Annotated in this window: 27 protein-coding genes; 25 read left to right on the plus strand and 2 right to left on the minus strand. The window is 68.1% G+C overall.

Translation table 11 applies throughout. The features are described from left to right. Window positions 1-926 precede the first annotated feature (926 nt). Window positions 927-1,310: an SCO5389 family protein gene (locus tag ACUZ2Y_RS30785; protein WP_476325482.1), complete on the plus strand. Its 384-nt coding sequence runs from the start codon at window positions 927-929 to the stop codon at window positions 1,308-1,310. Between the two features lie 62 nt (window positions 1,311-1,372). Here ACUZ2Y_RS30785 and ACUZ2Y_RS30790 read toward each other — a convergent pair whose 3' ends face one another. Further along, window positions 1,373-2,122: a GntR family transcriptional regulator gene (locus ACUZ2Y_RS30790; RefSeq protein ID WP_476325484.1), complete on the minus strand. Its 750-nt coding sequence runs from the start codon at window positions 2,120-2,122 to the stop codon at window positions 1,373-1,375. A gap of 164 nt (window positions 2,123-2,286) precedes the next feature. Between ACUZ2Y_RS30790 and ACUZ2Y_RS30795 the strand changes: the two genes are divergently transcribed. The 9 genes from ACUZ2Y_RS30795 to ACUZ2Y_RS30835 all read left to right on the plus strand — a co-directional run bounded on the left by ACUZ2Y_RS30795 (window position 2,287) and on the right by ACUZ2Y_RS30835 (window position 9,395). Then, window positions 2,287-2,760, plus strand: a complete 474-nt coding sequence (locus ACUZ2Y_RS30795) for a hypothetical protein (protein ID WP_476325486.1) — start codon at window positions 2,287-2,289, stop codon at window positions 2,758-2,760. Between the two features lie 9 nt (window positions 2,761-2,769). Beyond that, window positions 2,770-3,192 (plus strand): hypothetical protein, encoded by a 423-nt coding sequence (locus tag ACUZ2Y_RS30800; protein ID WP_476325488.1) that lies wholly within the window; start codon window positions 2,770-2,772, stop codon window positions 3,190-3,192. Further along, window positions 3,189-3,515: an AMED_5909 family protein gene (locus ACUZ2Y_RS30805; protein WP_476325490.1), complete on the plus strand. Its 327-nt coding sequence runs from the start codon at window positions 3,189-3,191 to the stop codon at window positions 3,513-3,515. Before ACUZ2Y_RS30800 ends, ACUZ2Y_RS30805 begins: the two co-directional genes overlap by 4 nt. Window positions 3,516-4,056: 541 nt before the next feature. Next, window positions 4,057-5,505: an FtsK/SpoIIIE domain-containing protein gene (locus ACUZ2Y_RS30810; RefSeq protein WP_476325492.1), complete on the plus strand. Its 1,449-nt coding sequence runs from the start codon at window positions 4,057-4,059 to the stop codon at window positions 5,503-5,505. Further along, on the plus strand, window positions 5,502-5,885 hold the full coding sequence (locus tag ACUZ2Y_RS30815; RefSeq protein ID WP_476325494.1) for a hypothetical protein: 384 nt from the start codon (window positions 5,502-5,504) through the stop codon (window positions 5,883-5,885). The genes ACUZ2Y_RS30810 and ACUZ2Y_RS30815 overlap by 4 nt, the downstream gene beginning before the upstream one ends. A gap of 116 nt (window positions 5,886-6,001) precedes the next feature. Further along, window positions 6,002-7,597 (plus strand): replication initiator, encoded by a 1,596-nt coding sequence (locus ACUZ2Y_RS30820; RefSeq protein WP_476332145.1) that lies wholly within the window; start codon window positions 6,002-6,004, stop codon window positions 7,595-7,597. A gap of 23 nt (window positions 7,598-7,620) precedes the next feature. Further along, window positions 7,621-7,824, plus strand: a complete 204-nt coding sequence (locus tag ACUZ2Y_RS30825) for a helix-turn-helix domain-containing protein (protein WP_476325496.1) — start codon at window positions 7,621-7,623, stop codon at window positions 7,822-7,824. A gap of 34 nt (window positions 7,825-7,858) precedes the next feature. Next, a complete protein-coding gene (locus tag ACUZ2Y_RS30830) occupies window positions 7,859-9,142 on the plus strand; it encodes a site-specific integrase (RefSeq protein ID WP_476325498.1) in 1,284 nt (427 codons plus the stop codon). 46 nt (window positions 9,143-9,188) lie between these two features. Then, window positions 9,189-9,395: a hypothetical protein gene (locus tag ACUZ2Y_RS30835; RefSeq protein ID WP_476325500.1), complete on the plus strand. Its 207-nt coding sequence runs from the start codon at window positions 9,189-9,191 to the stop codon at window positions 9,393-9,395. An 8-nt stretch (window positions 9,396-9,403) separates the two neighbouring features. Here the strand turns inward: ACUZ2Y_RS30835 and ACUZ2Y_RS30840 are convergent, their stop codons facing one another. After that, the gene (locus ACUZ2Y_RS30840; RefSeq protein ID WP_476325502.1) at window positions 9,404-10,006 is read right to left on the minus strand and encodes a uridine kinase family protein; all 603 of its coding nucleotides are present in this window, start codon (window positions 10,004-10,006) and stop codon (window positions 9,404-9,406) included. Between the two features lie 44 nt (window positions 10,007-10,050). Here ACUZ2Y_RS30840 and ACUZ2Y_RS30845 point away from each other — a divergent pair, with 44 nt between their 5' ends. The 15 genes from ACUZ2Y_RS30845 to ACUZ2Y_RS30915 all read left to right on the plus strand — a co-directional run bounded on the left by ACUZ2Y_RS30845 (window position 10,051) and on the right by ACUZ2Y_RS30915 (window position 24,405). After that, a complete protein-coding gene (locus ACUZ2Y_RS30845) occupies window positions 10,051-11,388 on the plus strand; it encodes a replication-associated recombination protein A (protein ID WP_476325504.1) in 1,338 nt (445 codons plus the stop codon). A 79-nt stretch (window positions 11,389-11,467) separates the two neighbouring features. Further along, window positions 11,468-11,692, plus strand: a complete 225-nt coding sequence (locus tag ACUZ2Y_RS30850; RefSeq protein WP_476325506.1) for a hypothetical protein — start codon at window positions 11,468-11,470, stop codon at window positions 11,690-11,692. 55 nt (window positions 11,693-11,747) lie between these two features. Then, complete coding sequence (locus ACUZ2Y_RS30855) at window positions 11,748-12,164, plus strand: DUF948 domain-containing protein (RefSeq protein ID WP_476325508.1); 417 nt, start codon at window positions 11,748-11,750, stop codon at window positions 12,162-12,164. Then, window positions 12,161-12,436 carry a hypothetical protein gene (locus tag ACUZ2Y_RS30860; RefSeq protein ID WP_476325510.1) on the plus strand — a complete coding sequence of 92 codons (276 nt, stop codon included), beginning with the start codon at window positions 12,161-12,163 and terminating at the stop codon, window positions 12,434-12,436. Before ACUZ2Y_RS30855 ends, ACUZ2Y_RS30860 begins: the two co-directional genes overlap by 4 nt. A gap of 55 nt (window positions 12,437-12,491) precedes the next feature. Further along, window positions 12,492-15,155, plus strand: coding sequence for an alanine--tRNA ligase (gene alaS / locus ACUZ2Y_RS30865; protein ID WP_476325512.1), 2,664 nt, complete (start codon window positions 12,492-12,494; stop codon window positions 15,153-15,155). Continuing rightward, entirely contained in the window at window positions 15,152-15,643 is a 492-nt protein-coding gene (gene ruvX, locus ACUZ2Y_RS30870; RefSeq protein WP_476325514.1) for a Holliday junction resolvase RuvX, read from the plus strand. Before alaS ends, ruvX begins: the two co-directional genes overlap by 4 nt. Then, a complete protein-coding gene (gene mltG / locus ACUZ2Y_RS30875; protein WP_476325516.1) occupies window positions 15,640-16,863 on the plus strand; it encodes an endolytic transglycosylase MltG in 1,224 nt (407 codons plus the stop codon). The genes ruvX and mltG overlap by 4 nt, the downstream gene beginning before the upstream one ends. Beyond that, on the plus strand, window positions 16,811-17,689 hold the full coding sequence (locus ACUZ2Y_RS30880; RefSeq protein ID WP_476325518.1) for a shikimate dehydrogenase: 879 nt from the start codon (window positions 16,811-16,813) through the stop codon (window positions 17,687-17,689). The genes mltG and ACUZ2Y_RS30880 overlap by 53 nt, the downstream gene beginning before the upstream one ends. 16 nt (window positions 17,690-17,705) lie before the next feature. Next, a complete protein-coding gene (locus ACUZ2Y_RS30885) occupies window positions 17,706-18,122 on the plus strand; it encodes an SH3 domain-containing protein (protein ID WP_476325520.1) in 417 nt (138 codons plus the stop codon). Window positions 18,123-18,292: 170 nt separating this feature from the next. Beyond that, complete coding sequence (locus ACUZ2Y_RS30890; protein WP_476325522.1) at window positions 18,293-19,042, plus strand: prepilin peptidase; 750 nt, start codon at window positions 18,293-18,295, stop codon at window positions 19,040-19,042. 557 nt (window positions 19,043-19,599) lie between these two features. Further along, the gene (gene aroC / locus ACUZ2Y_RS30895) at window positions 19,600-20,793 is read left to right on the plus strand and encodes a chorismate synthase (RefSeq protein ID WP_476325524.1); all 1,194 of its coding nucleotides are present in this window, start codon (window positions 19,600-19,602) and stop codon (window positions 20,791-20,793) included. Then, a complete protein-coding gene (locus tag ACUZ2Y_RS30900; RefSeq protein WP_476325526.1) occupies window positions 20,790-21,302 on the plus strand; it encodes a shikimate kinase in 513 nt (170 codons plus the stop codon). The genes aroC and ACUZ2Y_RS30900 overlap by 4 nt, the downstream gene beginning before the upstream one ends. After that, complete coding sequence (gene aroB, locus ACUZ2Y_RS30905) at window positions 21,299-22,408, plus strand: 3-dehydroquinate synthase (protein WP_476325528.1); 1,110 nt, start codon at window positions 21,299-21,301, stop codon at window positions 22,406-22,408. The genes ACUZ2Y_RS30900 and aroB overlap by 4 nt, the downstream gene beginning before the upstream one ends. Further along, window positions 22,405-22,839, plus strand: coding sequence for a type II 3-dehydroquinate dehydratase (gene aroQ / locus ACUZ2Y_RS30910; RefSeq protein ID WP_476325530.1), 435 nt, complete (start codon window positions 22,405-22,407; stop codon window positions 22,837-22,839). The genes aroB and aroQ overlap by 4 nt, the downstream gene beginning before the upstream one ends. Window positions 22,840-22,923: 84 nt before the next feature. Continuing rightward, window positions 22,924-24,405 (plus strand): glycoside hydrolase family protein, encoded by a 1,482-nt coding sequence (locus ACUZ2Y_RS30915; RefSeq protein ID WP_476325532.1) that lies wholly within the window; start codon window positions 22,924-22,926, stop codon window positions 24,403-24,405. The last annotated feature ends 92 nt before the right edge of the window (window positions 24,406-24,497 follow it).

Consider the following 24,497-nt stretch of genomic DNA (forward strand, 5'->3'; position numbering starts at 1 on the left):
GTGGCTTGACACGGCCTGACCGTAGGTCGCGGCGGCCCCCGCACTCTTCCCCCAGGGGGCGCGGGGGCCGCGCCAGTTCCCGATGACCCCGGTGAGGGTGTGGCGGGTCCACATGGCCATCTGGTCGGGGTGGCTGGTGTTGGTGGTCATCTGCGCTCCTGGGGTGAGATGCGGGGCTGAGTCTTGAACCTTGGTGCCTGGGCGGCTCCGTTCCCTCGCCCCTGCGATCTCTAGCCCTGGGTCGGCAGGGTCAAGGGTGGCGAATGCCATCGGCGTAGCCGACGCCGTCAGGCGCCCTTGATGCTGTCGGCCCAGGGTTAGATGCTCCGTTGCGAGGGACACCCCACTTGACCTCGCGTTGCGTGCCGGGCTGGAAGGTGAGTCGGCGGGAGCGATGCAGGTTGACCCCGCTGGTAGTGCGTCATGATGTTTGGCGGATCTGATGCTCGCACCGGTCTTGAGCTGCGTAAACGTGGGCAAGTCACCGCGGGGAGCCCTGGCGAATCTCGCCCCCAGCTCGTGGGCCTGGCCCTCGTCGTGTTCGGCGTCCTGGTGCTGGTTGTGGTTCGTGGTTTGGCGCGCCGCCGTCGGTGGCTCGTGGGCCTATGGGCGGACTCCGTCCGCGCCGTGCGCCGTCGGCGTGCCCGTAGCGGAGCGGGAGGGCGCGCCTGGCGGCGCGATGGATGAGGACACGGTGCCAGCGCAACAGGCACACCCCGCGTGCCGCCGACGGCGGCGCGCCTTGATCCCATAGAGCCAAATTCAGCAGCAAACGATCTGAACGCACGGTGGCACCGGTTCCCGATCACTGCGGGTTGTTCGGATCGACGCAGCGGGTTCACCACTTTGGGCGGTGGCGCGGTAACAGGCCACCGAGTTAAGTGAGAAGGGTTGTCGTTGTTACTTCGGCGCGAGGAGATCACCCGATGTCGCTTAAGGTTCCGCCTGCCCTCGTCGACAAGGCGCAGCAAGGCCCGATCACAGACGCTGACTTCCTGGCGTGCGTGCAAGACTCGCTGCCGTATGCCTGGTCCGTGGTGAGTGATGTTCATGCGAACCTGACCGACGGCGTGCCTTACGCGGTCAATGAGGTTGCGCCTCCTGATGAGGCTTCGCGCGGCGAACTGCTCCGCCTGGTCGCAAGTGACGCGATGAAGGGTGCGGTCGAACGGCACTTCGGTGTTCGAATGGCGTTCCAGAACTGTCACGCGGTGGGGTTGTTCCGCCCGAACGCGCACGTGGAATACGAAGAATTCGTCTCGACCCGCGCCCAGGTGCTCAACCAACGTCCCGAGTTCGTGAGCTGCTAAAGCCCTAAGCACAGCAAAAAGCCCGCCGCGTCAAACTTCTGACTCGGCGGGCTTTTCGTGCGTCAGGACAGCGGTTCGACCGGCAGGGAATACTCAAACTCGTATCGGTGGGCGTCGATGAGAAGGTCTGCGGTCTCCACGGGGATCGCGCCCGCGAAGGTCGTGCGGGTGATGATGATGACCGGTATGCCTGGACGGAGCTGTAGCGCCTCGGTTTCGGACGGTTGCGGCATTCGGGAGCGGAGACGTTCCACCACCGACGTTGGCCGCCAACCGATGGCGGTGAAGCGGTCGACTAGACCGGCAGCCATGTGCGGGCCTTCCTCCGGTCGTTCGATGATCGTGCCCTTGGTAATGGCCATTGGCTCATAGGAGTCAACGATCATCATGGGTTCCCCGTTGGCGGAACTGACGTAGTGCGTGTGCATCACATCGGCACCGACTTCGATTCCCAGACGACGCGCGACGTCCTTACTGGCGGCCTCGGGGATCGTCCTGTGCGAGTAGCTGGGAATGCGCTCAGACGCTAGAGCCTCTTCCGCGAAGGGGGCACCGGGGTTCGACTGGTAGTGAACGGCCGAACGTCGCACCAACGGCTGATACCGACGAACGAACGCGCCTTCTCCGCGTGCACGGTCGATAAGACCTTGACTCTCCAAGATGTCCAACGCCTGACGGGCAACGATGCGCGAGACGCCGAACTCGACTTGTAGGGCGTCCTGGGTCGGCAGACGGTCCCCCGGCTGGAGTGAGCCGTCTGTGATCTTTTCCCGCAGTACGTCCGCGATCTGCTCGTACCGGTGCTTGGACACGGGGAAGTCGCCTCCTGGGTTGTGACTCGTCTCGCGGAGTCTAGTTGACTTGGTATGCCAGGCCCTGGTATACCTAGTTGTAGCTTGGCATACCAAGTGATCCACAAGCAAGACCGCCAAGCGAGAGAGCCCCAAAGAGGGGACCCACATAGAGAGGGCTTCACATGGCGATCACCAGGGGTTACCGATTCCCGATCGAGTTTGGCGACGCATTCCCACAGGGACTTGTCCTGATGGGTGAGGTCGCGCCGGACAACGAGTACCAGTCACGAGAGGAGCGCGCGTCCGGCCGTCCGGTGCGGCAGAAGGTTGACGAGACGACCGGAAAGCGGCAGTGGAAGGGCACCGTCACGGACCCTGACGAGCCGAACGCGAAGCGCGCATCGTTCGAGATCACGTTTCTCGCCGACGTTCAGCCCGTTCCGGCCACCTCGGAGGTTCTGCCGGGGATGCGCCCGGTTGAGTTGGACGGCCTGACGGCTGAGCCTCGCGTCTCGGGCAATGGCGAGTTCAAGTACCAGTCATACGTGTTCCGGGCGACCGGCTTCCGTGCGGCTGGTGCGGTCGGTGGCGGGCAGCGTAAGACGGCTGGTCCCGCTGACGCCGGCAAGTCCGAGTCTGTCAACAAGGCCGCGTGAGGTACGACGTTGAGCGCGGTATTTGAGGTTCCGGCCGGTGCGGCCTTGGATGCGCCTGCGGGTGTGTCCGGGCCGCCCGGTTGGGCTCTCTTTGGCCCGCTCGGAGAGGAATTGGTTGTGATTCCGGCTGAGCTGGACGCGCGGTGGCAGGCGGCGTATGCGGTCTATACGCACGCGGCGGAAACCGTTGCTCATGGTGCGGTCTCCGATCCCGATGCGGCGCGTGTCATGGCGTCGGCTTCGTGGGAGGCGGCGAAGGTGTGGCGTGAGATCGCCGTGACTCCTGGCCTTCCGTGGTGGGCGGTGGCCTCGGTGACCTCGGCTGCTGAGGCGTTCGAGGTGCAAGCGCGTGATTGGAATGACCGAGTTGAACGTCGGGGTGTGCGCACGGTGTCGGCTCGTCGGCGTGATCGGGATGGGGGTGCGCGGTGAGTGCGGATCTGCGGGGCATTCGGACGCTTCGTGAGGCCAATGAGGTGCTTGGTAAGGGGATGCCGGGTCCGGGGGCGTCGGCGTCGGTTCGGGTGGCGTTTCATCGTCGGGCTGAGCGGGTGTATCGGGATGTCGCGATGATCGACCGGCATCACCACCACGAGGCGATGGCGTGGGCGTCGACGGAGAAGGACCACGCGGAGAAGGCGGAGAAGCAGCTCCGGGAGGAGAAGCGACGCAAGGCCCTGAAAGAGGCGGCCGAAGTGGACGGGGCGGAATCCGCGGTGACCTCCCCGGCCTCCCCGGATTCTGTGGAGGTGTGATCGTGCAGTGGTTTGCTGCGGCCTGGTTGGCGGGGATGTTGCTCGGCGCGCTGGGCCTGGATCGTTTGATCAAGCGGGCGTGTGAGTCCGACCGCAGGCGCGATGAGTTGGCGGCGGAGGTGACACACCGAGACTACCGATAGTCCACACGCGACAGAGTCAAAGTCCACATTAGACACTGAGAACGCGCGAGGGTCGTGCGGTGATGTCGCACGGCCTTTGTTGCGCTGCAAGGAAAGTAAGTCACAGAAGCGGCCTTTGCTTGGCGGCTGACCGCTTCTGTGGTCTCAACCCTCGTGAAAGGTTTCAACGTGGAAAGCATATGGCACAAGGGGATTACCCGCGCAAGTGGGGTCACCCGAACGCGCTGTAAGACGTGTAAACGGTTCGCTCGATTGCTGCCGGGTGACACGGAATGCGCGACCTGTTCCGGGGTGCTCGGTCTGGAGTTCCCGACCATCCGCACGACCGGCGACCTCGACAAGCGGGGTGGTTGGTGATGCGCGCGGGTAGCCGGTGGGTCGACCCGGCTCCTCTGGAAGTGGCTCGGCCACGTCTGCCGTGGTGGACGATGCTGCCGGGCAAGGTGAAACTTGTCCTGCTCCCGGTGGTCCTGGTGGGCCTGCTGGTGTGGAGCCTGGTGAAGCTCGCCCGGATGGCGTGGTACTTCCCGGCCACAATCGTCCTGGCCCTGCTCGGCGGGGCGGTATACGCGGTGGGCGGCCGGTGGTGGCTCGGCGGCCTGGTCGCTGCTGCTGTGCTCGGTGGGTTGCTGTGGTGGCACCTGGACATGGATTCGTTCTATCGGCGGGTGCGGTGGGTGCGCACCGAGTACCGGCGGGTGTTCGTGTACTCGCAGCAGTGGCGCACGGTGATGCGGTTGGCGAACCTCACGGGCACGGCGAAGGGCAAGGAGCACCTTCCCCGGTTGCGCCGGACACGGTCGGATGGGTGGCGGGACAAGGTCCGGGTTCGGATGATCAAGGGGCAGGCCCCGGCGCAGTGGGAGGCGCACGCCTCGGGGTTGGCGCACTCGTTCGGTGCGGACTCGTGTCGGGTGCGGGTGGTCAAACCGGGTGTGATCGAGCTGGATTTGATCCATTCGGACCCGTTGGCGACTCCGCTGCGCGTTCCGCGGATTGCTGCCCCCGGCACCGTGGTTGACCTGCGCAAGGTCGTTGTGGGGCGCACGGAGAGCGGTCGGCCGTGGGTGCTGCGCCTGCAAGGGAATCAGATTCTCGGGGTCGGTGTGCAGGGGGCCGGTAAGGGCTCGCTGCTCTGGTCGCTGCTCTGGGCGCTGGCGTCGATGATCCGCTCGGGGCGGGTGCTGGTCTACGGGATCGACCCCAAGGGCGGCATGGAGCTGGGGCAGGCCCCTGAGCTGTTCACCGAACTCGCCTACGACAACGGGGAAGCGGCGGTGGTGTTGCTGGAGAAGGTCGCCTCTCTCGTGCGGGAACGGGCCTCGAAGTTCCGGGGCATCCGGCGCTGGTGGTCGCTCGATTCCGGGGAGCCGTTCGTGCTCTTGGTGGTGGACGAACTGGCCGACATCGTGGCGTATCAGACCAACAAGCAGCTCAAGGAACGCGCACACGCGGCGTTGCAAACGATCACCTCGCAGGGCCGTGCCCCTGGTGTGGCGGTGTTCGGGCTGGTTCAGGACCCGCGTAAGGAGATCGTGCCGTTCCGCAACCTGTTCGGCACGAAGATCGCGATGCGCCTGGATGAGGCGACCCAGGTGGACATGGTGCTTGGTGACGGGCTGCGGGCTCGGGGTGCCAACGCTCACGAGATCTCCGAGTCGACACCCGGTGTCGCCTGGATCAAGGAAGACGGCAAACGGACCCCGGTGCGGGCACGGGCGTTCTACCCGACCGATAGCGACATCGTCGAATTGGTCAACTACGTGACCGGCCACGACAACGGGACGGTACTTCCCTTCCCGCACAACAACTCTGACGACTCGACGGATGGAGGAACGGCGGCATGAGCAACAGGACCCGCACGGGCGGTGCCATCCCGGCGTTTCGAGACGTGATCGACACGGCCGTGACCGACTCCATGACCCGCATCGGGAAACGGTGCGGGCTTCGGCCGGTGAACTGGACCCTCGACGCCACCACGGGCGGCGGCCTGCGGTTGGTCGGTCACGCGGGCGGCGGCGACTACAGCGAACCCGAAGCCGTGCAGGTCGTCACCGAGTGGGCTGCGGTGTTGGGCCTGACCGTGGACACCGGGGATCTGGCGGTGTCGTGCGGGCTGATCGCCTATGACGGGCTGGTCGACGGGATCGAGGTCCACGTCTGGGGCGTGGCCGACAGGGAGAGGTTCGACGCAGAAACCGAGTTGATCAGGAGGCCGCGACCATGACCACGGCATCGACGGCGCAGGCCGTGACCAGCGACAACGGCACTGAATCCGCGGTGACCCCCACGGTCGGCAACGAGGGCCAGGACCACGCGGGCAAGACGGTGCAACCGCTGTCCATGGAGGTGTTGCGGGCGGCGGCGGAGAAGCACGGGGCGTGTGTGAGGCCGTTCGTGATGGAACGCGGCGACACCGTGACAGGCGAACTCACCTACGTGGCCAAGGACTGCGGGTCCACAGTGGAATCCGTGTGCGCACCCTGCGCCACGAAAGCCAAGAAACTTCGGATGACCCAGTGTCGGGAGGGTTGGCACCGCGACACCGAACCCGATGTCACCGCGTTGGCTCCCTCGGCTGATCAAGTGTCGCTGATGGAATACCGCTCCACCCTCGTGACCCAGTTTCAGGAGGCGGTCAGCGTCGGGGCGGGTGGTGACGCGGACGAACTGCGGGAGGAAATCCACTCCGTTGACACCGAGCTGCGCGAGCTGGGCGTCCGTGGCCGTCTCCCGTCGCCCGACGCGGTGACCAAACGGGCACCGGTCCGGTCCACCAAACGGCGACAGGACGCGCCGAACCTGCCACGCCGCAAGGTCGAGAAGCGCACCGTGGGGCGGCAGTACGCGGGACGATTCCGGCCGTCGATGTTCGTCACGCTCACGTGTGACACCTACGGCCCGGTGCGCTCCGACGGGTCACCGGTGCACCCCGGCAGCTATGACTACCGGCGGGCGGCACGGGACGCGGTGCACTTCTCGTCACTGCTGGACCGCTGGTATCAGAACCTGCGGCGCGTCCTCGGGTGGGAAGTGCAGTACTTCGGCACCGTGGAGCCCCAGCGGCGGGCCGCTCCACACCTGCACATCGCGCTACGCGGGTCGATCCCGCATGAGGTGCTGCGGCAGGTCACCGCCGCGACCTACCTACAGGTGTGGTGGCCCAACCATGATGAGCCCGTCTACAGCGGGTCGCACCTGCCGGTGTGGGACACCGAACGGGCCGCGTTCGTAGACCCGGACACCTCGACCCCGTTGACCGCGTGGGCGGATGCACTTGATGACGTGGACGAACCGTCCCATGTGGCCAGGTTCGGGGAACAAGTGCATTCCAAGGGCATCCTTGGCGGCACCGAGGAAGCCGGGCGGCATATCGGCTACCTGACCAAGTACCTCACCAAGTCCACCGGTGAGGTCATCGCCTCCGACACCACCACGCAGGCGGAGCACCACGACCGGCTTCACGCCGAACTCGCCATCACCCCGTGCTCGCCCCGGTGCGCGGTGTGGCTGCTCTACGGCATCCAACCGCTTGGGGCCACCTCGCGTACGAACCCCGGTCACTGCAAGGGGCGGGCGCACCGCAGGACCACGCTCGGGCTTCCGGGCAAGAGGGTTCAGGTCTCGCGCAAGTGGTCGGGCAAGACCGTGGCCGAACACAAGGCCGACCGCACCAGGTTCGTCCGGGAAGCACTGGCAGAAGTCGGCATCGTCAAACAGGCCCCGGCACCGGAGCGGTTCATCTGGCGCAAGGTCGACCCAGGAGACCGCAACGCACCCCCACGCGCGCACCTGCTCATGCGCTCCATCGCCGAACGCATCACGTGGAGAGCCGAGTACGACCGGGCACGCCTGGCCATGGCCGACAAACCACCCGACGGCGGGACACCAACCGGGGGGCTGCCCGAAATTTCAGCAACTCCGCCACAAGCGGCCTGACCGGGGAGGACAGGGGGAAACCGATGACCACGCACCACCAAGCGAACTGGCAACCGTTGTGGGACACCGACGATTTGGCGGCGTTCCTGAAACTGCCCGCGAAGACCGTGCGCGAGTGGCGACACAAGGGGGTCGGCCCGGCGTTCAAGCGCATGGGCAAACACGTCCGCTACCAACCGGCCGACATCGTCGACTGGATCAACAACGGCACCGACCTGGCCGCCTGAACCTTTCAGCAATCCGAACCGAACGGAGATCATCATGGCCGGACACGTCCAAGACCGCTGGTACCGGGATAAGAAGGACGAACAGGGCAGGCCCGTCCTCACACCCAAGGGCAAGCCGGTGCGGGAGCGGACCCCGTTGTACGGCAAGGGAATGCGCTACAAAGTTCGCTACTACGTGGACGGCGCGGAAAAGTCGGAATCGTTCCCCGATAAACAGCTCGCTCGTGCGCAAGCCTTCCTCGCCAAGATGCAGACCGACGTACTCACCGGAACCTACCTCGACCCCGACGCGGGCAACATGACCTTGCGTGCCTACGTGGCCAACTGGCGCAAGGGTCAATCCCTGGACCCAAACACTGTTAGCACGGTTGAGAGTAGGCTTAGCGGTCTGGTATGGCCGTTTTTTGGTGACATGGATTTGAAAACGGCAGAGAAGACCGAAACAATTCGTAATTGGCTTGGCTGGATGGATGCACGCGGCCTTGAGGGCTCTACGCGCGGCGTGACGTTCGACTTGTTGTCTGCGATCTTGTCAGGTGCCGTGGAAGACAGGAAGATTCGCCACAACCCTTGCAAAGCCAAGAGTGTCAAACGTCCCGTGGCGACGGAACGGAAGGTCGTGCCGTGGTCGGATGCGAAGCTGCACGCGGTTACCCTTGCCCTTCCGCTTCGCGAAAGGATCGTTTCGATTCTTGGCGCTGGGCTCGCTCTTCGACAGGCTGAGATTTTCGGGTTCAGTCCTGACGATATAGATCGAGATGAAATGGTTGTCCATGTCCAGCGCCAAATCAGATGGTTGGGTAACGTGCCCGTGTTCTCGTTGCCCAAGCGAAACAAGACGCGGAAGGTGCCCATCGGGCCTGGCGCTCTGGAGAGGATTGATAATCATTTGGCTGACTTTGGGTCGCATTCTTTGACGCTGCCGTGGGGTAAGCCTGATGGCGAGATGCTTACCGTGCGGCTTCTGCTCGGCAAAGCCCCTGACCCGGCCCGCAACTACACGAACCCCCACACGGCACGGGTGTGGCGAAGCTACAACTTCAGCGATCAGGTGTGGAAGCCTGCGATCAAGAAGGCTGGCTTCCCGATCGTCAAGAGTCGCGACGGGTTGCACGCACTGCGCCATCTCTGCGCCTCCACGATGCTCGCTAACGGCGTGTCAATCCGTGAGGTCTCGGAGTACCTGGGCCACTCGGACCCTGGCTTCACGCTCAAGATCTACACGCACCTTGTCCCGTCGAGTCACCAACGGGCGCGCGACGCCTCAAACAAGCTCTTTCCCCCTTCGTCCACGACCAAAGTATCCGCGACGGCCTGAGGACGGCCCGGCAAGATCGCAAACTCCATAGCGGCTGGTCAGGGCGGTGCTTCCCAAGTTCGGCAACAACATCGCCGTCGCGGGCGGTGTGGCGCCGGTTCGGGGATATATCAGCGAACTGCTCGCCGACGTGCTCGACGGAAAGATCAACCCCGGTTTGGTCTTCGACGCGGAGTACTCACTGGACCGGGTCGCGGAGGCGTACACCGCGATGGACGCCCGAGAGGTGATCAAGCCCCTGCTCCGGCCGTGACCTGGCGACTAGGCCTTGATCGGCCGGGACAACTCCTCCAACAACCCCAACACCTCAGGCGCGGTCCGCCGGCGCATCCCCGCCAGCTCACAGCGCCGCACCACCGCGGCGTGCTCCTGCCACAACCGCAATCCCCGCCGTACCAGCACATGGGTCGCCTTCCGCGACTCCGCCACGTCCCGCACCAGCCGCCGCGCGAACGTCCGCCCACCGCCCGGCGCGAGCACCACGGCGTCCGCGAGCACCCCCTCCGCCCGACAACCCTCCACGATCCGATCCGCGAACAGCCCCTCCGCCACGAACACCGGCGAACCGTCGAGAACGAGGTCGTACCCGCCCACCCGCCGGTCCGCCCCGAGCTCGTAGTGCGGTGCGTGGATCTTCCCAGTCGTGGCCAGCCGGACAATCGCGTCGACAGCGCCCGACGCGTGCCAGGCGGCGGGCAGATCCCAGTCGACCCGGCCGGTCGCGTCGCGCGGGAGCAGTGGGTCGTCGCCCTCGCGGTAGAAGTCGTCGAGGCGCAGGACCGGCACGCCCGCCCGGGCCGCCAACGTCGATTTCCCAGAGCCCGAAGGGCCCGCGAGCAGCACGACACGCGCAGACGGGGTCACGGGTGCGAATTGTCGCACGCGCGGAACGGGTAGCGTCGATCCCTGTGGAACAGGAGTTCGATCTGGATCTGTTCGCCGCGCCCACCTCCTCGGCGCGGCGGCCGAACGCGCCGCTGGCCGTGCGGATGCGCCCGGCGACCCTCGACGAGGTGGTCGGCCAGGACCACCTCCTCGGCCCCGGCGCCCCGCTGCGCAGGCTCGTCGAAGGCGCCGCGCCCGCGTCGATCCTGCTCTACGGACCGCCCGGCACCGGCAAGACGACGCTGGCCACCCTGGTCTCCTCCGCGATCGGCCGCCGCTTCGTGGCCCTGTCCGCGCTGTCGGCGGGCGTCAAAGAGGTCCGCGCGGTCATCGACGACGCCAAACGCAGGCTCAGCCATTCCGGTGAGTCCACCGTCCTGTTCATCGACGAGGTGCACCGCTTCTCCCGCACCCAGCAGGACGCCCTCCTCGGCGCTGTCGAGGACCGCATCGTCCTGCTCGTCGCCGCGACCACGGAGAACCCGTTCTTCTCCGTCGTCTCCCCGCTCCTGTCGCGTTCGCTGGTGCTGCAGCTGCAGCCGCTCACCGACACCGACCTGCGCGACCTGATCCGCCGCGCGATCGCCGACGACCGCGGCCTCGCCGGCACCGTCACCCTCGACTCCGATGCCGAGGACCACCTCGTCCGTCTCGCCGGCGGTGACGCCCGCCGTGCCCTGACCGCGCTGGAAGCCGCCGCCGACACCGCCGTCGCCACCCGCGACGGCGCGATCGACCTGCCCACGGTCGAGGCGACCGTCGACAAGGCCGCCGTGCGCTACGACCGCTCCGGCGACCAGCACTATGACGTCATCAGCGCCTTCATCAAGTCCATCCGAGGGTCCGACGTGGATGCCGCGCTGCACTACCTGGCCCGGATGATCGAGGCGGGGGAGGACCCGCGGTTCATCGCCCGCAGGCTCGTCGTGCACGCCAGCGAGGACATCGGCATGGCCGACCCGACGGCCCTGCTCACCGCCACCGCCGCCGCGCAGGCCGTGCAGCTCATCGGCATGCCGGAGGCCCGGCTCGCCCTCGCCCAGGCCACTGTCCACCTGGCCACCGCACCGAAGTCCAACGCGGTGATCACCGCCATCGACAGCGCCATGGCCGACGTCCGCGCGGGCGGCGCGGGCCTGGTCCCCGCCCACCTGCGCGACGGGCACTACCAAGGCGCCAAGCAGCTCGGCAACACCACCGGCTACCGCTACCCCCACGACGTCCCCGACGGCGTCCTCACCCAGCAGTACCCGCCGGACGAACTGGTCGGCCGCGACTACTACGAACCCACCACCCGCGGCGCCGAACGCCAACTCGCCGACCGAGTCCCCAAGCTCCGCCGGGTCATCCGCGGCGACTGAGACGCCGGCGGAGCGCACGCTGGACACCCACGCAGACGCACCGACCACCGCTGGTGGACTCCCGCTGTTCGGCGATTTCGTGGCGCGCGACGGCACCGACACCGCCTACGGCCCTCGGATCGCCGGCCGGGACACCGGCTGGACACCCGATGTCCCGGCCGGTCAGACCCCGCGCGGCGTGATCATCCTGGATAAAGAAGTGCCTCCCAACGCAAAGGCGCTTACCGTTTCCCTCACCCACGTTCTCGGATTCGGCGCGCCGAGCGGCGGGATCACCGTCAGTGGTGTGCCTGTCCCGAGGTGAAGCCCGGGGCGCGGTAGCCTGACGCCGATCAAAACCCCGTTGACGAGGAGGGCCCGTGACAGCAGGGCAGATCGCCGCGCTGATCGCCGCAGGCGCGTTCGTGCTGCTGGTAGTGCTGCTGGGCATCATGCTGTTCAAGCTTGGGCGCACGCTGGACGAGGCCACCATCGCGATCCGCAAGGCGCACGAGAACAGCGACCCGCTCTTCAACGGTGCCAACACCACGCTGACGCACGTCAACGCCCAGCTTGAGCGCGTCGACGGCATCACCTCGAACGCGCAGGCCGTCACCGGCAACGTCTCCGCGCTGACCTCGGTGTTCACCGCCACGCTCGGCGGCCCGCTGGTCAAGTTCGCCGCGCTGTCCTATGGACTGAGCAAGGCGATGAAGGCCCGCCGCCGCGCCAAGGGCGAGGTCGAGGGCAAGCACTCGCGTTCCGCCCGCCGCAAGCGCAAGGGAGTCCGCGCATGAAGCGGGTCTTCTGGCTCGGCCTCGGCGTCGCCACCGGTGTCGCCCTGTCCCGCAAGGCCAAGCAGACCGCGCACGCCGTGACACCCGCGGGCATCGCGGGCAACGTCGGCGACGCCGTGCGTGAACTCGCGGGCGCCATCGGCGCCTTCGGCGCGGACGTGCGCGCGGGCATGGTCGAACGCGAAGAGGAACTCACCGACGTCGTGGAGCGCCGCTCCGGGGTCCGGCCGGGCGGCCGACCCGACGCGCGAGCGCGTAGGGCGAACGGCTGAGCCGTTCGCCGCGCCGCCCCGTCGTCGAACCCACTGATTCCTTAGGAACCAAGCCGTGCAGACCCACGAGATCTCCAAGCGCTTCACCGAGTACTTCGTCGCCAACGACCACACCAAGGTCGCCAGCGCGTCGCTGATCCTCGAAGACCCCAACCTCCTGTTCGTCAACGCGGGCATGGTGCAGTTCAAGCCGTACTTCCTCGGCGACGCCCCGGCCCCGTACCCGCGCGCCACCAGCGTGCAGAAGTGCGTGCGCACCGGCGACATCGACGAGGTCGGCAAGACCACCCGGCACAACACGTTCTTCCAGATGGCGGGCAACTTCTCCTTCGGCGACTACTTCAAGGCCGGGGCGATCGAGCACGCCTGGACGCTGCTGACCAACAGCGTCGCCGACGGCGGCTACGGCTTCGACCCGGACCGCCTCTGGGCCACCGTCTACAACGACGACGACGAAGCCCTTGAGCTGTGGCAGAAGATCGCCGGCCTGCCGCTGGACCGCATCCAGCGCCGCGGCGGCGAGGACAACTACTGGGACATGGGCGTGCCCGGTCCCGGCGGCCCCTGCTCGGAGATCTACTACGACCGCGGCCCCGAGCACGGCGTCGACGGCGGGCCTGAGGCCGACGAGGACCGCTACCTCGAGATCTGGAACCTCGTCTTCATGCAGGACGAGCGCGGCGACCTGAGCCCGAAGAAGGGCCACCCGCCGGTCGGCTCGTTGCCGCGCAAGAACATCGATACCGGCATGGGCATCGAGCGCGTCGCGTACCTGCTCCAGGGCGTCGACAACGTCTACGAGACCGACCTGGTCCGCCCGGTGATCAGCAAGGCCGAGGAGATGTCCGGCCGCCGCTACGGCGCGGGCAACGCCGTCGACGACGTGCGCTTCCGCGTCATCGCCGACCACGCCCGCTCCGGCATGATGATCATCGCCGACGGTGTCACCCCCGGCAACGAGGCCCGCGGCTACGTCCTGCGCCGCCTGCTGCGCCGCATCGTGCGGTCCGTGCGCCTGCTCGGCGTGCAGGAGCCGGTGCTGGGCGAGTTCGCCAAGGTCGTGCGCGACACCATGTCCCCGTCGTACCCCGACCTCGCGAGCGACTTCGCGCGGATCGAGTCGGTCATGCGCAAGGAAGAGGAGACCTTCCTCGCGACCCTGGTCAGCGGGTCGAAGATCTTCGACCTCGCCGCGGACAAGATCAAAGCCGAGGGTCGCGCGATGCTGCCCGGCGACCAGGCCTTCCAGCTGCACGACACCTACGGCTTCCCGATCGACCTTACCCTGGAGATGGCCGCCGAGAAGGGGCTGTCGGTCGACGAGAACGGCTTCCGCGAGCTGATGGCCCAGCAGCGCGCCCGCGCCAAGGCCGACGCCGCTTCGCGTAAGACCGGCCACGGAGACCAGTCCGTCTACCGTGATCTCCTGTCGCTGGGCGGCACCGAGTTCACCGGCTACACCGACCTCGCGTCGGAGTCCGTCATCCGCGGCATGGTCCGCGACGGCAAGCGGGTCAGCGGCGCCGCCGAGGGCGACATCGTCGAGGTCGTGCTCGACCGCACCCCGCTCTACGCGGAGTCCGGTGGCCAGGAGAGCGACGCCGGGACGATCACCGGCGAGGGCGTCGAGATGGAGGTCCTCGACGTCCAGAAGATCGCCCGCAAGCTGTGGGTGCACCAGGTGCGCGTGCTCAGCGGCGAGGCCACCGAAGGCCAGCACGTCGAGGCCACCGTCGACCAGGAATGGCGCATCGGCGCACGTCAGGGCCACTCCGGCACCCACGTCGTGCACGCCGCGCTGCGCCAGGTGCTCGGCCCGACCGCGCTGCAGAGCGGGTCGTACAACAAGCCCGGCTACCTGCGGCTCGACTTCGCCTGGTCCGGCGGGCTGTCCGAGGAGACCAAGAGCGAGATCGAAGAGGTCTCCAACCTCGCCGTCCGCAAGGACCTGCCGGTCCGCGTGGTCTACACCGACATGGGCGGCGCGCAGGAGATGGGCGCGGTCGCGCTGTTCGGCGAGACCTACGACGAGCAGGTCCGCGTGGTCGAGATCGGCGGAGCGTGGTCGCGCGAGCTGTGCGGTGGCACGCACGTCGAGCACTCCTCGCAGATCGGCCCGATCACCCTGCTCGGCGAGTCCTCGGTCGGCTCCGGCAGCAGGCGCCTCGAGGCCTACGTCGGCATGGACGCCATGCGCTACCTGGCCAAGGAGCGCGCACTGGTCCAGAACCTCGCCACGATGCTTAAAGTTCCCGATAACGAGGTACCCGCACGTGTGGAAGCGCTCATCGAGCGGCTGCGCGGCGCGGAGAAGGAGCTGGAGAAGCTCCGCGCGGGACAGCTGCTGGCCTCGGCCGGAACCCTCGTCGACCAGGCGCAGGACATCGACGGGACCGCGCTGGTCGCGCTCAAGGTGCCCGACGGCGTCGGCGGCAACGACCTGCGGTCCCTCGCGAGCGAGGTCCGCAACCGACTCGGCTCCCGGGCAGGCGTGGTCGCCCTGTTCTCCGTGGTCGACGGCAAGGTCGCGTTCGTCGTGGCCACCACCTCGACCGCGCGGGACAACGGCATCGCCGCGGGCAAGCTCGTTCCGTCGTTCGCCTCGGCCATCGACGCGCGTGGTGGCGGTAAGCCGGACCTCGCCCAAGGTGGCGGCGCGAACGCCGACGGTATCGGCGAGGCGGTGAACGCCCTGCGCAGGGCGTTGGGCGGATCGTGACTCCCGCATTCGACCGGCCGGGAACCGACGACCCAGGACGTGGCCGCAGGCTCGCCGTGGACGTCGGTTCCGTGCGGGTCGGGGTCGCCGTGAGCGATCCGGGTCCGATCCTCGCCACACCGCTCGTTACGCTGTCTCGGGACGAACGGTCGGGTGGGGACCTCGACCGGCTCACCGAGCTCGTCGTCGAGCACGAGGTGGTCGAAGTGGTGGTCGGATTGCCGAGGACGCTGGCCTCGCGGCACGGCGCGGCGGCCGAGAGCGCGCACGCGTACGCCATGGAGCTGGCCCGGCGGATCGCGCCGGTCCCGGTCCGGCTCGCCGATGAGCGGCTGACCACGGTGTCCGCGTCTCGGATGCTCAGCAAGCAGGGGGTCAAGGGCAAGCGCCAGCGAGCGGTGGTGGACCAGGCGGCGGCGGTGGAGATCCTGCAGTCGTGGCTAGACGCCCGGTCCGCGGCACTCGCTCGATCTGCGGAGGACTCATGACCGACGATCTCGGTTTGTTCGAGGAACGCCCCAGCCGGGAGCGGCCCCGACGGCCCACCGCCGCCTCGGCGGCGGCACGCAAGGCCAAGCAGCAGCGCAAGAAGCGCCGCAACCGGCTGGCCGTGTTCGGCATCGTGGTGGTGCTGCTGATCGGCGGCGGTGTGTGGTTCGGCTTCCGCCAGCTCTCGGGCCTGGGCGGCTACGACGACTTCACCGGTGCCGGCGAGCGCGACGTCGTGTTCGAGGTCAAGGGCGGTGACTCCACGGGAGCCATCGCCGGGCGGCTGGCCGAGGACGGCATCGTCGCGAGCAGCAAGGCGTTCCTGGCGGCGGCACAGAACGAGGCGAAGGTCCGCTCGGTCCAGCCCGGCTACTACGTGATGCGGACGAAGGTCTCCGGTGAGGCGGCTGTCCAGAAGATCGTCACCCCGGCGTCAAAGGTCGGTCACCTGCAGATCAGGGCCGGTACGCAGCTCGACGACCTGGCTAACGGCACGACCGTCATTCCCGGCATCATCTCCCAGCTGTCCGCCGCGTCCTGCGCGACGCTGGACGGCAAGAAGAGCTGTGTGCCGGTCGAGGAGCTGCTCAGGGTCGCCGAGACGGGCGACCTGAAGGCCCTCGGCGTCCCCGAGTGGGCGATCCCCGACGCCTCCCGCGCGCCGGAACCGAAGCGCAGGCTTGAAGGCCTGATCGCCCCGGACGTCTACGACGTCAAGCCGGGGTCGACCGCCGAGGAGCTGTGGACGAAGCTGGTCACCGAGTCGTCAGCGCGGCTGCAGAGCTACGGGATGCCCAAGCTGGCCGAGACCACCGGGTTCACGCCGTACCAGGTCCTGGTCATCGCCTCCCTGATCGAGCGCGAGGCCATCGAAGGTGACTTCACCAAGGTCTCCAGGGTCACGTACAACCGGCTCGTCAAGGCGATGGAGCTCAAGTTCGACTCGACGATCAACTACGTGCTCACCCGCCAAACGATCACGACGAAGGGCGAGGACCGCGCGAAGGCAGGGCCGTACAACACCTACCTCAACACGGGACTCACACCGACCCCGATCGCGGCGGCCAGCAAGGCGGCCCTGGCCGCGGCGGCGAACCCGGCCGAGGGCACGTGGCTGTTCTTCGTGAAGTGCCAGAAGGACGGCACCTCATGCTTCGCCGACACCAATGACCAGCACGAGGCCAACATCAAGCAGGCCAGGGCCAACGGTGCGTACTGACCGACGCGCGGCCGTACTCGGCTCACCTGTCGATCACTCGCTCTCCCCGGTCCTGCACAACGCCGCCTACACGGCGCTTGGGCTGAGCAGTTGGACCTACGAACGAATCGACTGCGACGAAGCCCGGCTCCCGGGCTTGATCGCATCGATGGGCCCGGAGTGGGCGGGCCTGTCGGTCACCATGCCCGGCAAGCTCGCCGCACTGACCTTCGCCACGACGGCCACCCCTCGTGCTCTCGCGGTCGGCGCCGCCAACACGTTGATCCACCGTGCCGACGCCACCTGGCACGCCGACTGCACCGACATCGACGGCGTCACCGGCGCCCTCCGCGCCGCGGGATACGAGTCTGGCCCGACCGCGGTCGTCCTTGGCGCGGGCGGCACGGCTCGCGCCGCATTGGCGGGTCTGGCGGAACTCGGCGTCGAAGAGGTGACCCTCGTCGTCCGCGACCCGGCGCGCGCTGCCGACGCGATCGCCTGCGCGGCGGGGCTTTCGTTGTCGCTGCGGTTGGCCGACTGGTCCACAGTGGATCTCGCGGCACTCGCAAGATCCGCCGCGGTGGTCGTCAACACCGCCCCCGCGTCGGCCGTCGCACCACTGGCGCGAGCCATGGCGCAGGCGCCGTGCGTCTTGGACGTCATCTACCACCCGTGGCCCACGCCGGTCGCGGAAGCGGTCTCAGCGGCGGGCGGCAGGCTCGCGACCGGCCTCGACATGCTGCTGCACCAGGCTTTCACGCAGGTGGAGCACTTCACTGGGCACCCCGCACCCCGCCTGGAGATGCGCGACGCGCTGCGAATGGCCACGGGCGGCGTTCTGCTGTGAGCCCGGTCACCGGAGCTTGATCATTTCGGCGCCCGCCGGCACGGTGGATTACGAACTGTTTCGCTATCTGGGGGTATCAATGGTTCGATTGATTCGCGCTGGTCTCATGATCGCCGTAGTGGCGTGCGCCATGGGGTTCATCGCAGTTGGAAATGCCGGTGCGACTACGTATTCGCAGGCTTCGCGCAGCGGCGTTGCCGGTCCTCTCGCTTACGCGCAATTCCGGGAGGACGGCGTTCGTATTCGGACCGGCCCTGGCATCGGCTACGGGATCGCGGGGCTGGGATACCGCAGTCACAGTGTCACGGCGCACTGCTTTACGGCGCCGCAACCGAATTCCGCGTGGTACAAGATCACCAACAATACGACCGGCGTCCGTGGCTGGGTGGCTTCCTCCATGCTCTATGTCGAGGGGGCGCTTCCCGGCTGCTGAGGTGGTTCTTGCCGGCTTCAAGGCCGCCCGACCCTCTGGACGGGCGGCCTTGCCCACTCTCGCCGCGATAAGCACAAAGCGGCACTCCCGTCAAACGAGCATCCCCATACTATCGGGTAAATGACACCCCACCTCCCTCTCGCTAACCTGAAAGCGAAACCGGAGGCCACATGCTTGTCAAAACCCCGACACGTCAGATTCCTGCCCACTTCGCACTGTTTGCGTTGCCGTTGTTCGTACTGACGCCTTTGATGCTGAACGACTTCCTTGGCCCGCCAGGCCGGGTGATCATGATTTTGGTATCGGCGACCGCCGGAATCGTGGCGGGAATGATCGCCCGCCGATTTCTCGCCCGCCAACCTAGAGGCACCAGAGCGTGCCCCGGATGCTGTGAAATACCCACAGCGATTCTCTGGGGCCTCATCGCCTGGCACTGGCATATCGGCGACCTGCCTACGTGGTGGCTCCCCACCGCGGCGCTGTATGCCTGGTTCGCCGTCAGCCTCATTGTGGTCGACCTCCGAGAGCGTCGGGTACCAGACGTGATCACCCTGGCCGGCTATCCCGTCTTCGCCTGCACGCTGGCCTTGGCGTTCGTAGCCGGCGCGGCCTCGGGAAACCCGTGGAAACCCCTTGTGTGGAACGCGATCCTCGGCGCCACGGCTTTCCTGGCGATCCACGCCACCATCCACCTGGTTCACCCACCCTCGCTGGGAGCGGGAGACGTCAAGCTCTCAGCGACCCTCGGTGCCCTCCTCGGTGCGGTGGATCTGATCGCCCTCCCCTTAGCCCTGACGCTCGCCGCTGTCATCACGCTGGTGCTGGCCGCCGCTGCCCCACGAAAACTCCGAACCCGTTGGCGATCAGGCATTCCCCACGCTCCAGGCATGCTCGCTGCCACGGGCTTGTTCGTGCTCTGAACTCACTGTCCGTCGACCCTCGCCGACCCTGCTAACCCTGCTGCCTGCCCGCCGAACTCGCCCGCCCGCCGAACCGACTGGTCTCGCCAGCCCTCCAGCCGGTCACCGCCGAACCTGCCCAGGCCCGCCAGCCCGCAAACCCGGTCGGCCCACAAACCCGCCAGCAGCTAACCCGTCCGCTCCGTCCAGCCCACTAGCCCCGTCAGCCCCGCTGACCTCGCCGAGGTCGTCGACCCCAGCACGGTCACCCGGTCGATCCTCAAACCGCCACCCGTCAACTCACCACCCCATCGACGCCGTTGACTTCGCCATCCCATCCACCGGCCGACTTCCGACCCCGCCACTCGATGCGTGCTCCACCCACCCGAACCCCACAGCACCAGGTGGGACACCTCAAAGACAAACGTCCGCACCCCGAATCCACATGTCCGCTCCCCGAACGCGACCAGGAGGTGATCACTCGAACCCCTTCCACCAGCCGTTTCGTCGGATTCGTCACTGTTCCCTTCGTCCCATCCGGGCGGTCGGGGTCCGGGGTCCCATGACAGGATCAGGCCGTGCTGCGTTGGATTACCGCCGGAGAGTCACACGGACCCGCGCTCGTCGCCGTGCTGGAAGGCATGGTGGCGGGGGTCGAGGTCACCACATCGGACCTGAACGAGCAGCTCGCTCGCCGAAGGCTTGGGTTTGGGCGTAGCCCGCGCATGGGCTTCGAGACCGACAAGGTCGAGTTTCTCGGCGGGGTGCGCCACGGGCTGACCCAGGGTGGTCCGATCGCGGTGCACATCGACAACGCGGAGTGGCCCAAGTGGGAGAAGGTCATGTCCGCCGACCCGGTGGACCCAGCCGAGCTGGCTGAGCTGGGTCGCAACGAGCCCCTGACCAGGCCCCGCCCCGGCCACGCCGACCTGCCCGGCATGCAGAAGTACGGCTTCGACGAGGCCCGCCCGGTCCTGGAGCGCGCCAGTGCTCGGGAGACTGCGGGACGCACAGCGCTGGGCACGGTGGCGAAGGCCTTCCTGCGCCAGCTCCTCGGCGTCGAGGTCATCAGCCACGTTGTGTCCATCGGTGGCGCGGAGGCGTCGCCGGACAGCGCGACCCCGGGACCCGGTGACCTCGCGGCCATCGACGAAAGTCCCGTGCGGGCGTTCGACGCGGCGGCGACCGAGGCCATGGTCGCCGAGGTGGAGGCCGTCAAGAAGGCAGGCGACACCGTCGGCGGCGTCATCGAGGTCATCGCCTACGGCCTGCCGCCGGGCCTCGGCTCGCACGTGCACTGGGACCGCCGCCTCGACGCACGACTCGCCGGCGCGCTCATGGGCGTGCAGGCGATGAAGGGCGTCGAGATCGGCGACGGCTTCACCACCGCCCGCCGGTGGGGGAGCCAGGCGCACGACGAGATCGACCGGGCCGAGGGCACCGTCGCGGGTGTGACCAGGCGCTCCAACCGGGCCGGTGGGCTCGAAGGCGGCATCACCAATGGTGAGCCCCTGCGTGCCCGGGTCGCGATGAAGCCGATCTCGACGGTGCCGCGCGCGCTGTCGACCGTCGACGTCGTCACCGGTGAACCGGCCGTCGCCATCCACCAGCGTTCGGACGTGTGCGCGGTGCCCCGGGCGGGTGTCGTCCTCGAATCCGTCTTCGCGCTCGTCCTCGCCGAGGCGGCACTGGAGAAGTTCGGCGGCGACTCGCTCATCGAGACCAAGCGCAACGTCGAGGGCTACCTCGAAGCGCTCCGGAACCGCTGGTGAGCCCCGTCGCCGTCGTGGTCGGCCCGCCGGGTGCGGGCAAGTCCACCATCGGCACGGCACTCGCCGACGCGCTCGGGGTCGCCTTCCGCGACACCGACGCCGACATCGTCGAGACCATGGGCAAGTCGATCAGCGACATCTTCACCGACGGCGGCGAAGCGGCGTTCCGCGCCGCCGAGGAGAAGGCGGTCGCGGTCGCGCTGCGTGAGCACGACGGCGTCCTGTCCCTCGGCGGCGGAGCGGTGCTCTCCGAGCAGTCGCGCAAGCTGCTCGCCGAGCACACCGTGGTGTTCCTCAACGTCGGCATGGCCGAAGGCGTGCGCCGCACCGGGCTGTCCACCGCTCGGCCGCTGCTCGCCGGGGTCAACCCGCGCGCCAAGTTCAAAGAGCTGCTCGACGCCCGGCTCCCGCTCTACCGTGAGATAGCGAGCGTCGAGGTCGACACCGACACCAAGTCGCCGGACGAGATCGTCTCCCAGCTCGCCACCGTCCTGAACCGAGGAGAATGACCGTGCAGCCGGTGCGTATCCGGGTCGCCACCGAGAAGCCCTACGACGTCGTCATCGGCAAGGGGCTGCTCGACGACCTGGTCGAAGCCGTCAAGGGCGCCTCCAAGGTCGCGATCATCCACCAGCCGACGCTCGCCGCCACGGCGGAGGCGACCCGCGACGAGCTGGTCGCCGCCGGCATCGACGCGCACCGCATCGAGATCCCCGACGCCGAGGACGGCAAGGCGCTCTCCGTGGCCGCGTTCTGCTGGGAGGTGCTGGGCCGCATCGGCCTCGACCGCCAGGGCACCGTCGTCGCCCTCGGCGGCGGCGCGGTGACCGACCTCGCGGGCTTCGTCGCCGCCACCTGGATGCGCGGCGTGAAGCTGGTCAACGTCCCGACCACGCTGCTCGGCATGGTCGACGCGGCCGTCGGCGGCAAGACCGGCATCAACACCGAGGCGGGCAAGAACCTCGTCGGCGCCTTCCACGAGCCCTCCGCGGTCCTGGTCGACCTCGCCACCCTCGCCACCCTCCCGCGCTGGGAGCTGGTCGCGGGCATGGCCGAGGTGATCAAGGGCGGCTTCATCGCCGACCCGGTCATCCTCGACCTCATCGAGGCCGACCCGGCCGCCGCGCTCGACCCCGAGGGCGAGGTCATCGGCGAGCTGATCCGCCGCAAGATCCAGGTCAAGGCCGACATCGTCGCCGCCGACCTGCGCGAATCGGACCTGCGCGAGTTCCTCAACTACGGCCACACCCTGGCCCACGCCATTGAGCGCCGCGAGCGCTACAAATGGCGCCACGGCGCCGCGGTCAGCGTCGGCATGGTCTTCGTCGCCGAACTCGCCCGGCTCGCGGGCAAGCTCGACGACGCCACCGCCGACCGCCACCGCAGCATCCTGACCAGCATCGGCCTGCCGGTCACCTACGACGCCGACGCGCTGCCGCAGCTCATCGAGGGCATGCTGAGCGACAAGAAGACCAAGTCCGGTGTCCTGCGTTTCGTCGTCCTCGACGGTCTCGCCAAGCCCAGCAGGCTGGAGGGACCCGACCCGTCGCTGCTGGCGGCGGCCTACTCGGCGATCGCGGCGGAGCCGAGCGGATCGACCGGGGTGATGCTGTGAAGGTGCTCGTCCTCAACGGCCCCAACCTGGGCAGGCTCGGCACCCGTGAGCCCGAGATCTACGGCAGCACCACCCACGCCGACCTGGCCCGCCTCTGCGTCGAGACCGGCGCCGACCTGGGCCTCGACGTCGAGGTGCGGCAGACCGACCACGAGGGCGAGATGCTCGGGTGGCTGCACGAGGCCGCCGAGAACAAGGTCCCGGTCGTGCTCAACGCCGCCGCGTGGACGCACTACTCGATCGCCGTCCGCGACGCCGCCGCGCAGCTCACCGCGCCGCTCATCGAGGTGCACATCTCGAACGTGCACAAGCGCGAGGACTTCCGGCACCACAGCTACCTGTCCGCGCTGGCCGCCGGGGTGATCGTCGGACTCGGTGTCGACGGCTACACCCTGGCCCTGCGCTGGCTGGCGGACAACGCCAAACCTTGATCGTCCGATTCACCCATCCGGGCGACTCGGCACCCCTACACTGGGGGCCTCCCGTCACCCGCCCGGAAGGCCGATCACCCCCGCATGTCGAGTCCGCGCCGCAGGGCCGCGTCGATTCTGCTGATCGGCGGCCTCCTCACCGGCTGCACGACAGCCGCGGGTGAAGCAGGCCAGTCCCGGCCCCTTGTCACGTCGGCGGCCCCATCGGAGGCCCCACCGACCCCGCGGTTGACGCTGCGCACCGACCGCCCGCGGCAGAGCCCGGGCGTGGTCGCGGCGGGCGGCGGTGACGCGCCGTACAACTACGGCCCGACGCTGATGCTCGACGGCGGGCGCTACCGCATGTGGTGGTGCAGCCAGCTCGGTGTGGCCAACCCGCCGGGCGACGACATCCTCCTCGCCGAGTCGACCTCCCTGGACAGCACCTTCGTCGGACCCGACGGCAGTCCCGCGACGCCGATTTTCTCCGGCAGCACAACGGGTTTCGACGGCATGCACACCTGCGACCCGTCGGTGATCAAGGTCCGCGGCACCTACTACCTGTACTACACCGGCGCGGCGGGCGACCACGCCCACGGCAACTCGATCGGGGTTGCCACCAGCCCCGACGGCCGCGTCTGGAGCCGAGGCAACGGCGGCGAACCGATCGTCACCGCAGCCCGAAATGTGCTGCGCGAGAACATCTATGGCGCCGGTCAGCCCGCGGCGGTGCACGTCGACGGCTGGTTCTACCTGATGTTCACCGACACCACCGGCAGCGACGCCGGGTGGAATGGCGCGGGCCAGTTCCTGTTGCGCGCCAAGGACCCGACCTTCACCGTCGACGTGGAAACGCTGTCGCCGGGCGGTTTCCGCGCGTTCAGCAGCACCGCCGCCCGAATGCGCTCCGTGGTCGACGCGTTCAGCGCGGACCTGATGTGGGTGCCCGCCCTGGGCGCGTTCGCCATCGCCCACGAGACCGAACACGGCACGACGATCACCTTCTGGGACAAGGACTTCCGCAGGTCACCCGCGCAGCCGATCCACATTCCGGGCCCGTGGAAGGAAGGCCCCGGCCTGGTGCGCGACCCACAGGGGCACGCCGTCCGCTCGGTCGAGGACCCCTGCGACCGCATCCCCGTCGACCTCGTTCGCGCGACCCGCACCGTGCACGCCCCGACCGACCTGGTCCACTTCGGCGCCGACATCGCGAACGCGGGCGCCTGCGACGACCCGGCTCGCGCTCCCGAGGCGCTGCGCGGCTTCGCGATGCCGTCCCCGCAGCGCACCGTCGACGTGGTGGTCGAGGGTGGCCTGCTGCGGGTCGAACGCCGGGCCGTGGCGGAGAAGCTCGCCGTCCGCGTCCTGGACAGCCGCATCCCCGCGCTCGAATCCCTACCGGTCCGCGCCCGCCTCGACGCCGCCGCGAAGGTGGTCACCGCCGACAGCCGCCTGGCCTTCGTGCTCGACGAACACCTGTGGCAGTTCACCGACCCGACCCTGGCCACTCTCAACTCGTCCGTCCCGCTCCCCATCACCCCCCGCCGCTGGCGCGACTACCCCGACGCCCCCACCCTCAACCCCTAGTCCGCGAGTCGCCCCGTCCGGCAAGCGAGTCGCCCCGCCAGGCAAGTGAGTTCGACAGTGAGTTGGTCGGTGAGCATCGCGAATGTCGAACT

It is taken from the genome of Actinokineospora sp. UV203 (assembly GCF_056323665.1).